Origin of the sequence: uncultured Acidovorax sp. (assembly GCF_964021665.1) — a bacterium.
Classification (GTDB): domain Bacteria; phylum Pseudomonadota; class Gammaproteobacteria; order Burkholderiales; family Burkholderiaceae_C; genus Acidovorax; species Acidovorax temperans.
Genome location: NZ_CAXIAK010000090.1, coordinates 1 through 13734 on the forward strand (window position 1 = coordinate 1; position 13734 = coordinate 13734).

Sequence of the window (13734 nt, forward strand, 5' to 3'; positions counted from 1 at the left end):
GTACAAACAACAAAGACCCCGAAGGGCCTTTGCTTAACTTACTGGCATTGCCCCATCGGGGCCGTTTTTCATGGGGACAGCGCCGCAGGTGTCAGAGTGGATGCTGGACAATCCAGCACATGACCACCGCCATCCTCAGCGCCCTTCAAGAAGAACAAAGCTCCCTGCTGCAACACCTGCAGCGGCCCCGGCGCACCATGCACGCGGGCCGGGCTTTTTGGCAGGGGGACTGGCATGGGCGCCCGGTGGTGCTGGCCCTGTCGGGCATTGGCAAGGTGGCCGCTGCCACCACGGCCACGGCGCTGGTGGAGCGTTTTGGCGTGGCGCGCATCGTGTTCACCGGCGTGGCCGGGGGCGTGGGCGATGGGGTGCAGGTGGGTGATGTGGTGGTGGCGCAAGACTATGTGCAGCACGACATGGACGCATCGCCCCTGTTTGCGCGCTGGGAGCTGCCTGGCTACGCACGCACCCGCCTCAGTTGCGATACTGCGTTGACTGCTATGCTTTTAGAAGCTGCCAGCGCTTATGTACAAAGCGCTGCAGGCCAATTTGACTCCAAGCTGGTAGCGGGCCAGCCGCGCGCACACCGGGGCCTCATTGCCAGTGGCGACCGCTTTGTCAGCGCCGCACAGGAAGTGCAGAACCTGCGCACCGCACTCACCAGCGCCGGGCACGAGGTGCTGGCGGTAGAGATGGAAGGCGCCGCCGTGGCCCAGGTCTGCCACGACTACGGCCTGCCCTTTGCCGCCATGCGCACCATCTCTGACCGCGCTGACGACTCGGCCCATGTGGACTTCCCGGCGTTTGTGAACACCGTGGCCACCCGGTACGCCGAGCACATCATCCAGGATTTCTTGCAAAAGCTATGAAATTCATAGCTGCTGGCGCTTATCTGGCAAGCGCTGGCGGCCATTTTGATGTGAATGCTTGCGTTCGAAAAAACAGCGGGCGTTGATAAAGGCGCGCCCCAATACCAGCGCCACCGCGGAACCGGCTTTGCCGGGCCGCTGGAGGCGTCCCCCTTGGGGGAAGGCGCGCAGCGCCACAGGGGGGCTTCCTATTTCAACCAGCCGCGCTTGCGGAAGTACCACATGGGGCCCAGCGCACTGGCCACCATCAGCGCCAGCGCGTAGGGGTAGCCCCATTCCTGGGCCAGCTCGGGCATGTACTGGAAGTTCATGCCGTACACGCTGGCGATCAGCGTGGGCGGCAGCAGCGCCACGCTGGCCACCGAGAAGATCTTGATGATCTTGTTCTGGTTGATGTTGATGAAACCGACGGTGGCGTCCATCAGGAAGTTGATCTTTTCAAACAGGAAGGCCGTGTGGTTGTCCAGCGACTCGATGTCGCGCAGGATCTGGCGCGCTTCCTCGAACTGCTCGGCGTTGAGCATCTTGCTTCGCATCATGAAGCTCACTGCGCGGCGCGTGTCCATCACGTTGCGGCGGATGCGGCCGTTCAAGTCTTCCTGGCGGGCAATGGCGGCCAGCACTTCGCCCGCGCGGGTGTCGGTCACGTCGCCAGCCAGCACCTGCTTGCTCACGCCTTCAAGCTCATCGTAGATGTTCTCCAGCGTGTCGGCCGAGTATTCCGCATCGGCGTCGAACAGCTTGAGGAGCACTTCCTTGGCGTCTTCGATCAGCCCTGGCGCACGGCGGGCGCGCAGGCGCAGCAGGCGAAACACGGGCACGTCTTCGTCATGGATGGAAAACAGCACGCCCCGGCTCTTGAGGTTGGCGTTGTGCTGGTTCAGGATGAAGGCCACGCGCACCGAGCGGGGGTCTTCGTCGTCGTCGATCAAGAAGTCGCTGCGGATGTGCAGCTCGCCGTTGTCTTCCTCGTAGAAGCGGGCGGATTCCTCAATGTCGTCGTCCATCGCATCTTCGGGGATGGACAGGCCGTAGTGCTGCTTGATCCAGCGCTTTTCTTCGAGGGTGGGGGATTCCAGATCCACCCAGATCGGCTGGAACTTGGTCAGCTCTTCCAGCGATTCGATTTCTTCCTGGAACAGCCGGCCATTGGCGAGCGTGAAGATGTTGAGCATAGGCTCACTCCCTTGTTTGGTGGCATCTGCGGTGTGGGGGGCTCGGGTTGCTTTCAACCCCACGTGGCGTGCCAGGGGAGCTGAAAGCTACCGACTCGGGTAGGTTTCCAAAACGCTGTCTCCGTTTGTCGATCAATAGCCGCCGATTATGGCACCGCACGCAGCGGCGCAAGGCCTGGCGGGCGCGGTTGCGCCCCGTGTGCGTGGCGGGGTCTGAGGGGTTTCAGGCCGCCAGCACCAGCCTGGCCGTCAGCCAGAGCACGGCCAGGGCCAGCACCGCGGTGGTGGTTTGCCAGAACACCACGGGGTTGCGTTCAATCAGCGGCACTGCCCGCCGGTGCTGCAGGCCGTGGCTGGGGAAGTGCAGGTCGTGCATGAACTCCGACACCGCCTCTTGCCGTTTGGCGGGGTCGGGGTGCAGGGCTTTTTGCAGCACCACATCCAGCCAGTCGGGCAGGTCAGGGCGCAGGTGGCGCACGGGCACGTAGCGCAGTTTGCGGGTGTCTGCCGGGCTGCGCAGGCGGGTGACTTGCAGGCCATAAGGCAACTGGCCGGTGAGCATCTGGTACACCAGCACCGCCAGCGAGAAGAGGTCAGAGCGTGCGCTGCTGCCTTGCCCGGTGAAGTATTCGGGGGCGGTGTATTGCAGCGTGCCCTGGATGGCCGGCGGCTGGCGGGAGTCGGTCAGGCCTTCGGTGAGCCCGGCCACATGGGTGGCGCCAAAGTCGATGATCTTGGCGGTGCCGCTGCGGTCAATCATGATGTTTTCGGGCCGCAGGTCCTGGTGCAGCATTTCCTTGCTGTGAAAGGCTTGCAGGCCCTTGGCGATTTGCGCGGCCAGGCTGCGCACGCTGTCCAGGTCGGGCGCGGGGTGGTCCATCATCCATCGGGCCAGGGTCTGGCCCTCGATGTATTCCATGGCGACGTACAGGTGCGTGCGCGGGCGCTGCGTGGCGTAGGGCCTGAGCACATGCGGGTTGTGCAGCCGCTGTGCCACCCACTCTTCCAGCACGAAGCGCTCCAGGTAGGCGGTGTCATCGCGCAGCGCTACAGACGGCAGCTTCAGCACCAGGGGCTGGCCGGTCTGCTCGTCCACGGCCAGGTGCACATGGCTGCGGTCGCTGACATGCAGCTCACGCACCACCCGAAAGCCCTCAAATGACATGCGCTCGGTGAGGACAGGGGGCAGGGCCAATTCCTGGCGCAGGCCCAGCAGCGGCTGGGCCTGGGGCAAGCCGTCAATGCGCAGCAGCTGCACCGTGATGTCGTCCTCGGAGCCGCGTGCCTGGGCCATGTCCACCAGGGCTTGTGCGGCAGCGTCCAGATCGTTCGGAAACTGCTGCACGGCGCTGTGCACGCTGGCTGCGTCCAGGTGGGTGTAGGCCCCATCGGTGGCCAGCAGGTACAGATCGCCCGCCTCGGCCTCCAGGCAGCGGTAGTCGATCTCGATGTGCGGGCCGGTGCCCAGCGCCCGCCCCAGGTACGACTCCACCGACGACAGGTGGACGCGGTGGTCTTCGGTGATTTGCTCCCACGCCGTGCCTTGCAGCCGGTAGATGCGCGCATCGCCCACATGCAGCACATGCACCTCGCGGCCTTTGACGACCAGGGCACTGAAGGTGCAGACGTAGCCCCGGTCCTTGTCAAAGCGCGCGTGGCTGCGCATGGTTTGCGCATGCAGCCATGCATTGGTGGCACCCAGCACCCGTTGGGCGGAGCGGCGCACCGACCACGCATCGCTGGTGGCGTAATAGTCTTCCAAAAAACTGCGCACCGCAGCCGCGCTGGCCTCCTGGCTGACCGGGCTGGAGCCAATGCCATCGGCCAACGCCACCGCAATGCCTTTGCGGCTGCGCAGGGGCTCGTGGGGCAGCATGGCGCCATGGAAGTCCTGGTTGACGCCATGCACCCCGCCGCGCGAGTGCTGGCCCAGCGTCACGCGCAGCGTCTGTGTCATGGTGCGTTGGGGGGAATCAAGGTGCGATCAGGGTGACCGGGGGCAAAGCGCGCTGGGCTGGGGCTTGCCAGGCCCAGCGCGCCGTGCTGTGGTCAGGACACCTTGCGCTTGGGGGCGGTTTTGTAGTGCGTCGAATACAGGGTGGCGCCCACAAACGTCAGGCCGCCCACCAAGTTACCCAGCACCGTGGGCAGTTCATTCCAGATCAGGTAGTCCATCAGCGTGAAGTTGCCGCCCAGCATGAGGCCTGTGGGGAACAGGAACATGTTGACGATGGAATGTTCGAAGCCCATGTAGAAAAAGACCATCACCGGCATCCACATGCCGATGGCCTTGCCCGAGACCGTGGTGGACATCATGGCCGCGACCACGCCGGTGGACACCATCCAGTTGCACATCACCGCGCGAACAAACAGCGTGAGCATGCCTGCGGCGCCATGGGCGGAATAGCCCAGGGTACGCCCTTCGCCGATGTGGCCCAGCTTTTCGCCCACGGCACCGGGGGCCTCGCTGAAGCCGAAGGTGAGGATGATGGCCATGAACACGGCCACTGTGAGGGCGCCCGCAAAATTGCCGCAGAACACCAAGCCCCAGTTGCGCATCACGCCGCCCCAGGTGGCACCGGGGCGCTTGTCCATCACTGCCAGCGGGGCCAGGGTGAACACGCCGGTGAGCAGGTCAAACCCCATCAGGTACAGCATGATGAAACCCACCGGGAACAGCATGGCCCCGATGAGGGGGTTGCCCGTGTTGACGGTGACGGTGACGGCAAAGGCGGCGGCCAGCGCCAGAATGGCGCCCGCCATGTACGAGCGGATCAGCGTGTCGCGGGTGGACATCAGCAACTTGGATTCACCAGAATCCACCATCTTGGTGACGAACTCGGCAGGGTTGAGGTAGGCCATTTGACTTCCTTGGGACGGGGTACGGGCGGTGCCACCTCAGGCAAGGCTCTGGGTGGCGCGTGAAAGAACGCGGTGCGCTGTGGGGACGCCGTTATCCCTGGGTGCACGCTTGCGTGGCTTGCGGAAGGTTCCGCGGTGAAGTTCGTGCCGCCATCAGCCCGGACTGTTCTGTGTATTTGCAAGTTCCATGCCGCCCTGCGGGGGGGGCGTCAAGGCTGCGGCGCTGCACGGAGAGGTTTCACTGCAGGGCTCGCGCACCTGATGCGGGCGTGGCAAAGGCCAGGTCGGGCAGTGCCAGCGTGGCCTCAGCCACTTCCAGCAGGCGGCGGTTCTGGTCCATGGATGTTTTTTGCAGGGCGCGGAAGGCCACGTCTTCTGTCATGCCCAGCCGGGCCATCAGCACCCCTTTGGCGCGCTCGATGATCTTGCGCTCGTTCAGGGTGCGGCGGGTGGCTTCGAGTTCGGCCTCCATCTGTGCCATGCGCTGCGATTGCGTGCGCAGCAGCTCCCGCAGCGGGGTGGGCTCAGCGCTGGTCGGCGGGTGGTCTGCCTGTTCGGGCGGGGTAGGGTGTGTGCTGCCTGTTTCAAAAAAACGATCCACCGCGTGCGTGCGCTGCGGCGGGTTTTCGCGCAGAAGGCGCAGCAGGTTGCGAGAGTCCTGCAGATCCTGCTGCGCATGCACAATGCGCGCGGCGCACTCTTCGCGCAGGCGCTGGACCAAAGCCCCTTGCAGCTGCCACAACCCGTCCATGCGCTCGGAGCAGGCACCGAACCAGGTGTTGCTGAGGTCGCTGTCGAGCGCTGTGCCGGGGCGAGCCACGCACAGCGCGCGCCGCAGGCGCTCCAGTGTGGCCATGCAGGGGGCCAGTTGCAACTCATCCCATCGGGCGCGCAGGGCGGGTTCCGCAAAATCACCAAACACGCGCAGGCTCCGCTCCTGTGCATCAATCAAGTGCAGCAGGCGTTGCTGGTGGGCTTCCTGGCAGTGGCCCGATGCGTACAGCAAGGCGCCCATGGCCCGTTCCTGGCCTGCCTCTTCCGTGGCCTGCACTGCGTGCAGCAAGGCCACCAGCAGGCGCGACACACTGGGCACGCCTGCGGTGTCGGCCATGTGGAACACCAGCTCCACCAAACCGGCGATCAGGTGGCTGTAGGCCGCCACGGCATCGAGCGCGCTCATGGCCTGCCGGTCAATCTGCAAGCGCAAGGCAGGCAGAGATTCCAGCCCGAGCAGTGCCCAGGCCATGAGCGACAGCGTCTGGGCCGAGGTGCCCTGCGCCGGATCCATCCGCGCGCTGAACACCTGCCGCAGTTTTTCCTCGTGCAGCAGGGCTTCGTTGACGGCCTGGTGGCGCACCTCGGCAAACCGCTGGGTTTGCGAGGCCAGGTAAATGCACGACGCACCGCGTTCGCGTTGCAGGCGCTGAACCAGTTGCCCGATCACGTCCACCCACTCGGCCTTGTGTGCCAGGTGGCGCAGGGCGTCGATTTCCTGCTGCTTGGAGCGCAGCACCAGGTTGGCGACAGACAGGGTGGGGGTCGTATCGGGCATGGGCGGTTCCTCGATCCTTTTCGAAAGGGCTGGGTGGTGCGGCGTTCAGGCCACCGCCACGCGAATGCGGCCTTGCTCGGCCTGCACCGGGTGCGTGCGAACCGAGTGCTCCGGCTGCTCCAGGCATTCGCCGGTCTGCAGGTCAAAGTGGTTTTTGTAGAGGGGCGATGCCACCACCACGCGGTCGCCCAGGTTGCCCACCAGCCCGCGCGACAACACACTGGCGCCCGACTTGGGGTCCACGTTGTCAATCGCGAACCAGCGGTCAGTACCGGTGCGGAACACGGCTACATGGCGGTGGCCCACAAGCGCGCACACGCCGGTGTTGGGGAGGATGTCTTCGACCGCGCAGACGTCGGTCCAGTGCAAAAGTGCTTCGGTCATTGGGGGCCTTCTTGAAACGATGGGGAGGCGGCCACGTCAGGCCACGCGCCGCAGCGTCAGGGTGGGGCGTGGGGCTGGCGTGCGCTCTTGCGTGCTGGCGGGGCGAATCTGGCCGCGCTCTTGCACGAACACCACGTTCTCGTCGGGCTGGTCGCTATTGACGAAGGTGCGAAAGCGCTTGCGTGTCTCGGGGTCGGTCACCGCGGTTTTCCATTCGCACTGGTAGGTGTCCACCACTTGCTGCATCTGCGACTCCAGCTCGGCGCACAGGCCCAGGCTGTCTTTTTGGAGCACGTCCTTGAGGTAGTCCAGGCCACCTTCGAGGTTCTCGCGCCAGGTGCTGGTGCGCTGCAGCCGGTCGGCGGTGCGCACGTAGAACATCAGCACGCGGTCGATCATGCGCACCAGGTCTTGCTTTGAGAGGTCCGACGCGAACAGTTCGGCATGGCGCGGCTTCATGCCGCCGTTGCCGCAGATGTAGAGGTTCCAGCCCTTTTCGGTGGCAATGACGCCGATGTCCTTGCCCTGCGCCTCGGCGCATTCGCGGGTGCAGCCCGACACACCAAACTTGATCTTGTGCGGCGCGCGCAGGCCCTTGTAGCGGTTCTCCAGCTCCACCGCCAGGCCCACGCTGTCTTGCACGCCGTAGCGGCACCAGGTCGATCCCACGCAGCTCTTCACGGTGCGCAGCGATTTGCCATACGCGTGGCCGGACTCGAATCCGGCGGCGATCAGCTCTTCCCAAATCAACGGCAACTGTTCCACCCGTGCGCCAAACATGTCCACGCGCGCACCGCCCGTGACCTTGGTGTACAGCCCGTACTTCTTTGCCACCTGGCCCACAGCGATCAGCCCGTCGGGTGTGACTTCGCCGCCGGGCATGCGTGGCACCACGGAATAGGTGCCGTCCTTCTGGATGTTGCCCAGGTAGTAGTCGTTGCTGTCCTGCAGGCTGGCCAGTTCCTTCTTGAGCACAAACTCGTTCCAGCACGACGCGAACACGCTGGCCGCCACGGGCTTGCAGATGTCGCAGCCCATGCCTTTGCCGTGGCGGGCGACCAGGTCTTCAAAAGTCTTGATCTGGCCCACACGCACCAGGTGGTAGATCTCCTGGCGCGAGTACGCGAAGTGCTCGCAGAGGTGGTTGTTCACCGCCAGGCCCCGGCGTGCCATCTCGGCCTTCATGACCTGGGTGACCAGGGGTACGCAGCCGCCGCAGGTGGCACCCGCCTTGGTGCAGGCCTTGAGGTCGGCAATGGTGCAGGCGCCGTTACCCACGGCTTCGCAGAGGTTGCCCTTGGTGACGTTGTTGCACGAGCAGATCTGCGCCGTGTCGGGCAGCGCATCCACGCCCAGGCCGGGCTTGGCCTTGCCATCGCTGGACGGGAAGATCAGGAACTCGGGGTCTTCAGGCAGGGTGATGCCGTTGAGCGCCATCTGCAGCAGCGTGCCGTATTCCGCGGCATCGCCGATCAGCACCGCGCCCAGCAACTGCTTGCCGTCTTCGCTGATGACGATCTTCTTGTAGACCTGGCGGCGCTCGTCCACGTACTGGCAGCTTCGGCTGTGGGGCGTCTTGCCATGGGCGTCGCCAATGCTCGCCACATCCACGCCCATGAGCTTGAGCTTGGTGCTCATGTCTGCGCCGATGAAGGCCGCCTGGGCGTCGCCCGCAATATGGCGTGCCGCCACGCGGGCCATGTCGTAGCCGGGGGCCACCAGGCCGAAGGTCTGTTCGTTCCATGAGGCGCACTCGCCAATGGCGTACACGTCTTGGTCACTGGTGCGGCAGGCGCTGTCGATGGCGATGCCGCCGCGCGGGCCCACGGCCAGCAGGCATTGCCGTGCCAGTTCATCGCGTGGACGAATACCGGCTGAGAAGACCACCATGTCGGCCTCCAGGTGCGAGCCATCGGCAAACACCATGCGGTGGCGGGCGCGGGCGCCGTCGGTGATCTGCTGCGTGTTGCGGCCCGTGTGCACCTGCACGCCCAGGCGCTCGATCTGGGCCTGCAGCACCCGGCCGCCGCCTTCGTCCACCTGCACGGCCATCAGGCGGGGGGCGAACTCCACCACATGGGTTTCCAGGCCCATGTCGCGCAGGGCCTTGGCGCATTCCAGCCCCAGCAGGCCGCCGCCAATCACCACGCCCGAGCGGGCCTTGGCCCCCGCCGCCTGCATGGCTTCCAGGTCTTCGATGGTGCGGTACACAAAGCAGTGCGGGCGGTCGCGCCCCGGCACCTGGGGCACGAAGGGGTTGGAGCCTGTGGCCAGCACGAGCTTGTCGTACGGCACGACTTCGCCATCCTGCGTGGTGACGGTATTGGTGCGCCGGTCAATGCTGGCAGCGCGCGTGGCCAGCCGCAGGGAAAAGCCGGTGCGCTCGAAAAAGCCGGGCTCCACCAGAGACAGCTCGGCGGCAGATTTGCCGCTGAAGAATTCGGAGAGGTGAACGCGGTCGTACGCGGGGCGGGGTTCTTCGCACAGCACCGTGACTTCCACGCCGGTGATACCGGTCTCGGCCAGGCTCTCCAGAAACTTGTGGCCCACCATTCCGTGGCCAATGAGAACAATCTTCATGCTTGCAATCCTGCTATGGCCCGGGTCAGCGGTGGGGCGGATTGCAGTGCACCGGCCAGGGGTGACTGGCAAGGGGTGCAATACATCCTCCGCTGGCGTGCGGGCCTGTTGTGGAACAACCGGTACGCTGGGCATGGGCCCAGCTTGGGGGTTCCGCCATCGTTAGCGGAGGTCACGGGTCGCCGCAGGCGGCATCACCTGCGTCAGTCAGGTAGCTGGCAATATCCGTGCCCGCTTTGGCTGCAGACCAGTGCCTGCTTCAGCAGCGCAGGCTGCGTTGGGGTGGCCAAGGCGGTGCATCGCAGCCCCGCAATGGTGCGGTGGTCGGAGGCGTTGGCGCAGACAGCGGCGTCGTCGGCTGGGATCAGCGATCCGTTGCAGGGACTGGTAGCCCTGCGCTGCAGTCCGAGCGGTTCAGCCCGCGTGGGATGCGCCGCCTTCGGCCTTGCGCACCAGCGCCAGTGCACGGCACAGGTCGGCCCAGGTGGCGGCTTTGGCGTCTTGGGATCGCAGCAGGAAGGCTGGGTCGTAGGTGACCACGGCCGGGCGCCCGGCCACGGTGTGCGGCACGGCGCGCAGCCTGCCCAGGGGCTCGGTGCGGCCCAGGGCGGCGCGGGCGGCCACATGCCCCAGCACCAGCACCAGCGCAGGCTGCAGGGTGGTCACCACCTCGGCCAGCGCTGCGGCCACGTCGGCTGGCGCCGCAGCCCCTTCGGCCGTGCGGGCGCCGGGTGCGGGGCGTTCCAGTGCTGCCACGAACACGCGGGGGTGGCGGTGCAGTTGCATGGCACGCAGCATGTTGTCCAGCAGCTTGCCCGCGTCACCCCCCAGGGGGTCGGCGGCCGCAATGCCTTCGGTCACGATGAGCCAGCCGGCGCCCAACCCGGGCGGCGTTTGTGCCGGATCCGCCGTGGGGTACAGCAACTGAGGTGCGTGCAGGCGCAGCGCAGGGGCTGCGCCTGGTGCGCCCAGCCCTGCAGGAGCGGCTGGCGCCGCCGGTGCGGGCGCGGTGTGCGCCTTGGCGGCAGGTGCCGAACTGGGCTGGGCTACAGGCATTGCCGGTGGCTGGGCCATGGCCGGTGCGGCTGGCAGGGGCGCGGTGGCGGGCAAGGGCACTGCTGCCGCAGCAGGCGGCGGGGCGGCTGGGGCCTGGGGGGCAGCAGTTTCGGCGCGGGTCCAGACGGTCACGCCCATCTCTTGCAGCATGGCGCGCTGGCGCGCATCAAGGTTCAGGCTCATGGCGATGGGCTCACAACAGGGGCTGGCGAAATGGGGGTGAATGGGGTGGCGGGGTTCATCACAGCGGCAGGCTCATGACCACGGCATCTTCGCGCTGCCCGTGCCCTGCTGGGTAGTAGCGTTTGCGTTCGCCCACGCGGCGGAAGCCGTGGGCCTCATACACCTGCTGGGCGCGCAGGTTGCTGGCGCGCACTTCCAGCCACAGCCACTGCGCCCCGCGTCCGCGTGCCCACAGGGCCAGGGCGTCCAGCAGCACCCGTGCCCAGCCCTGGCGCTGGTAGGCGGGGGCGACGGTGATGTTGAGCAGGTGCGCTTCGTCCACCCCCAGCATCGCCACAAAGTAACCCAGCAGGTGGTCGCCCGCCATGAGCAGCTGGCATTCGTAGCCTGCGGTCAGGGCGTCGGTGAAGTTGCCGCGCGTCCAGGGGTGGGAATAGGCGCTGAACTCCACGTCCAGCAGCGCATCGAGGTATTCGGGCGTGAGCTTTTCAAAGCGCACCTCCAGCGCGTTTTCCGCTGCGGTGGCTGCAGTCGATGGCCATGCGCTCATGGTGCGGTGGTGTCTGCAGCGGCCTTGGCGCGCAGGGCTTCGCGCTCGGCAGTGGTTTGTGCCACCTTGTCGCGGATGTAGCGCGGCAGCGCCTCGCTGGCGGGTACGGCGGCGCCGGCAGCCAGCAGGGCCGGGGCCAGGCGCAGCAGGGCGGTGGCAGTGGGCAGGGCTGGCACATGGCGGGCCTGGGGCAGCAGGCGCTCGCCGTAGGCGGCGTGTGCGTTGCCAGCCACGGTCCACAGGGCTGCATCGGCCAGCGTCAGCGCTTCAGGGGCGCACAGGCCAAAGTCGGCATCGGTGCTCCATTGCCGGGTGGCCTCTTGCCAGGTGCAGTGGGCGCTGTAGACCTCGTTCATGCGTGCATCCAGCACCGCCAGCACCTGGGTGCAGCCGTGCTGGTGGCGCGCTTCTTCGGCCACGGCCAGCAGGGTGTCCACCGGCACCACGGGCGTGCCCTGGCCGTTGCGGGCACCAAACGCCAGGCCCTGCGCCACCGCACAGGCAGTGCGCAGCCCGGTGAAGGAGCCAGGCCCTCGGCCGAAGACGATGGCGTCGAGTGTGTCAAAGCCCAGCCCCGCCTCGGCCAGCAGCCGCTGGATGGCGGGGATCAACGCTGCCGATGCCTGCGCGCCCCCGGCGCCCGTGTGCTGCCACACCGCATCGCCGCGCTGTACGGCAATGGAAAGGGTGTCGGTGCTGGTATCAAAAGCAAGCAGGTTCATGGGCCTAGGGTTCACGGACGGGCTGCGCTGCTGGCGCGCGGGTGGAGCAGAAATGCCCAAAGGGCAATTATCGGTGGTTGCGGTGATGGGGCGGGTGGCACGGCGTCGCAGGGGCGAAGCGCCTGCTTTTTTTCATGGAGCGTGGGCAGAGATTCCCTAGACTCTCCGGTATGTGGAATTTTTCTGTCTCGGGGTTTTTTGCCCCCTTCGCACCAATGGCTCTTTCGCGGAACGGCGGTTTGCCGGTCATTCCCCCGGCTCGAGTGCGTGCCTGGGTGGGGTCTGTGGGTCTGGCCGTGGGGCTGTGCGGGGTGATGCCTGCCAGTGCACAGCCTGCCGGTGCGCCGCCCTTGCCGCCGGAGGTGGAAGCCGCCCTGGCCCGCGCCAAGCTGCCGCGCGAATCCTTGAGCGTGCTGGTGGCCGATGCGCAGGGCGGTGCACGCACGCCGCCCCGGCTGGCGCACCGGGCGCAGGTGCCCGTCAACCCGGCTTCGGTGATGAAACTCGTCACCACCTATGCAGCGCTGGAGCAGCTCGGCCCGGCTTACACCTGGAGCACGCCGGTGTTTGTGGAGGGCATGGTGCAGGGTGGCAGCCTCAAGGGCAACGTCTACATCCAGGGCCAGGGCGACCCCAAGCTGGTGGTGGAGCGCCTGTGGCTGCTGATGCGGCGCCTGCAGGCGCAGGGCATCCAGGTCATCGTGGGCGACATCGTGCTCGACCGCTCTGCCTTTGATGTCCCCGAGCAAGACCCGGGCCGTTTCGATGGCGAGCCCTTGCGCCCCTACAACGCATCGCCCGATGCGCTGCTGCTCAACTACAAGTCCAGCGTGATGACCTTTGTGCCCGACGCGTCTGCCGGGCTTGCTCACATCCAGTACGACCCGCCGCTGGCCGGCGTGCAGCGCCCGGCCACGGTGGCCCTGGCCCCGCCGGGAGCAGATTGCGGCGACTGGCGCGGCGCCTTGCGCGCGGAATTGAACGATCCGCTCAAGGTCGTCTTCCAGGGGGCTTACCCCGCGGCGTGCGGCGAGCGGGTCTGGCCCGTGGCCTACCCCGCGCCGCGGGAGTTTGCCGCCCGCGCGGTGGAGGGCATGTGGCGCGAGCTGGGGGGCAAGCTCACCGGCAGCGTGCGTGAAGGCAAGGTGCCTGCGGGGCTCAAGCCCGCGTTCGTCAGCACCTCGCCCGCGCTGGCCGAGGTGGTGCGCGATGTGAACAAGTACAGCAACAACGTCATGGCGCAGCATGTTTTTCTGACCCTGGCGCGCCAGAAAAACGGCGTGGCCACGCTGGACGGTGCCCGTGAAACCCTGCGCCAGTGGTGGCAGGCCCGCTTTGCCGATGTGGACGCCCCCGCGCCCGACAACGGCGCAGGCCTGAGCCGCGATGCCCGCATCACCGCCCAGGCGCTGGCGCGCATGCTGCAGGCCGCCTGGGCCTCGCCCGTCATGCCCGAGCTGGTGGCTTCGCTGCCCATTGCGGGGGTGGACGGCACGCTGCGCCGCAGCCAGAGCCGCAGTGCCGCCCACCTCAAAACCGGCAGCCTGCGCGATGTGATGGCTGTGGCCGGATATGTGCACGCGCAAAGCGGGCGCCGCTACGTGCTGGTGGCCATCGTCAACCACCCCAACGCCAATGCGGCCCGGCCCGTGCTGGACGCCCTGACGGATTGGGCTGCCAAGGATTGATTGCTATTAAATCAATAGCTGGTGGCGCTTTTCCTGATTGGCCTGGTGCCACTTTTTGGGCTCTTCTAGCGAATGCTAGTGACACTTTGATTCCCCATGGCCGCACCCAGCAC

11 protein-coding genes are annotated in these 13734 nt (G+C 66.5%); 2 read left to right on the plus strand and 9 right to left on the minus strand.

Annotated features, from left to right (window positions below):
• Nucleotides 1-119: 119 nt before the first annotated feature.
• Nucleotides 120-869 (plus strand): 5'-methylthioadenosine/adenosylhomocysteine nucleosidase, encoded by a 750-nt coding sequence (locus AADJ04_RS15165; RefSeq protein WP_341240110.1) that lies wholly within the window; start codon nucleotides 120-122, stop codon nucleotides 867-869.
• A 188-nt stretch (nucleotides 870-1057) separates the two neighbouring features.
• Here the strand turns inward: AADJ04_RS15165 and corA are convergent, their stop codons facing one another.
• From corA to tsaB, 9 genes are all read right to left on the minus strand, one after another.
• Entirely contained in the window at nucleotides 1058-2044 is a 987-nt protein-coding gene (corA, locus tag AADJ04_RS15170; RefSeq protein WP_044399042.1) for a magnesium/cobalt transporter CorA, read from the minus strand.
• Nucleotides 2045-2267: 223 nt separating this feature from the next.
• Complete coding sequence (locus AADJ04_RS15175) at nucleotides 2268-4001, minus strand: bifunctional protein-serine/threonine kinase/phosphatase (protein WP_341240111.1); 1734 nt, start codon at nucleotides 3999-4001, stop codon at nucleotides 2268-2270.
• A 92-nt stretch (nucleotides 4002-4093) separates the two neighbouring features.
• The gene (locus AADJ04_RS15180) at nucleotides 4094-4906 is read right to left on the minus strand and encodes a formate/nitrite transporter family protein (RefSeq protein WP_044399044.1); all 813 of its coding nucleotides are present in this window, start codon (nucleotides 4904-4906) and stop codon (nucleotides 4094-4096) included.
• Nucleotides 4907-5144: 238 nt separating this feature from the next.
• The gene (locus tag AADJ04_RS15185; RefSeq protein WP_341240112.1) at nucleotides 5145-6458 is read right to left on the minus strand and encodes a nitrate- and nitrite sensing domain-containing protein; all 1314 of its coding nucleotides are present in this window, start codon (nucleotides 6456-6458) and stop codon (nucleotides 5145-5147) included.
• Nucleotides 6459-6503: 45 nt separating this feature from the next.
• Nucleotides 6504-6842, minus strand: coding sequence for a nitrite reductase small subunit NirD (gene nirD / locus AADJ04_RS15190; RefSeq protein WP_341240113.1), 339 nt, complete (start codon nucleotides 6840-6842; stop codon nucleotides 6504-6506).
• Nucleotides 6843-6878: 36 nt separating this feature from the next.
• Nucleotides 6879-9422, minus strand: coding sequence for a nitrite reductase large subunit NirB (nirB, locus tag AADJ04_RS15195; RefSeq protein ID WP_341240114.1), 2544 nt, complete (start codon nucleotides 9420-9422; stop codon nucleotides 6879-6881).
• Nucleotides 9423-9836: 414 nt separating this feature from the next.
• Nucleotides 9837-10661: a uracil-DNA glycosylase family protein gene (locus AADJ04_RS15200; protein WP_341240115.1), complete on the minus strand. Its 825-nt coding sequence runs from the start codon at nucleotides 10659-10661 to the stop codon at nucleotides 9837-9839.
• A gap of 58 nt (nucleotides 10662-10719) precedes the next feature.
• Nucleotides 10720-11211: a ribosomal protein S18-alanine N-acetyltransferase gene (rimI, locus tag AADJ04_RS15205; RefSeq protein WP_341240116.1), complete on the minus strand. Its 492-nt coding sequence runs from the start codon at nucleotides 11209-11211 to the stop codon at nucleotides 10720-10722.
• Nucleotides 11208-11933, minus strand: coding sequence for a tRNA (adenosine(37)-N6)-threonylcarbamoyltransferase complex dimerization subunit type 1 TsaB (gene tsaB, locus AADJ04_RS15210; RefSeq protein WP_341240117.1), 726 nt, complete (start codon nucleotides 11931-11933; stop codon nucleotides 11208-11210). Before tsaB ends, rimI begins: the two co-directional genes overlap by 4 nt.
• Before the next feature lie 314 nt (nucleotides 11934-12247).
• Between tsaB and dacB the strand changes: the two genes are divergently transcribed.
• Nucleotides 12248-13621 (plus strand): D-alanyl-D-alanine carboxypeptidase/D-alanyl-D-alanine-endopeptidase, encoded by a 1374-nt coding sequence (gene dacB, locus AADJ04_RS15215; protein ID WP_341240118.1) that lies wholly within the window; start codon nucleotides 12248-12250, stop codon nucleotides 13619-13621.
• Nucleotides 13622-13734: the final 113 nt, after the last annotated feature.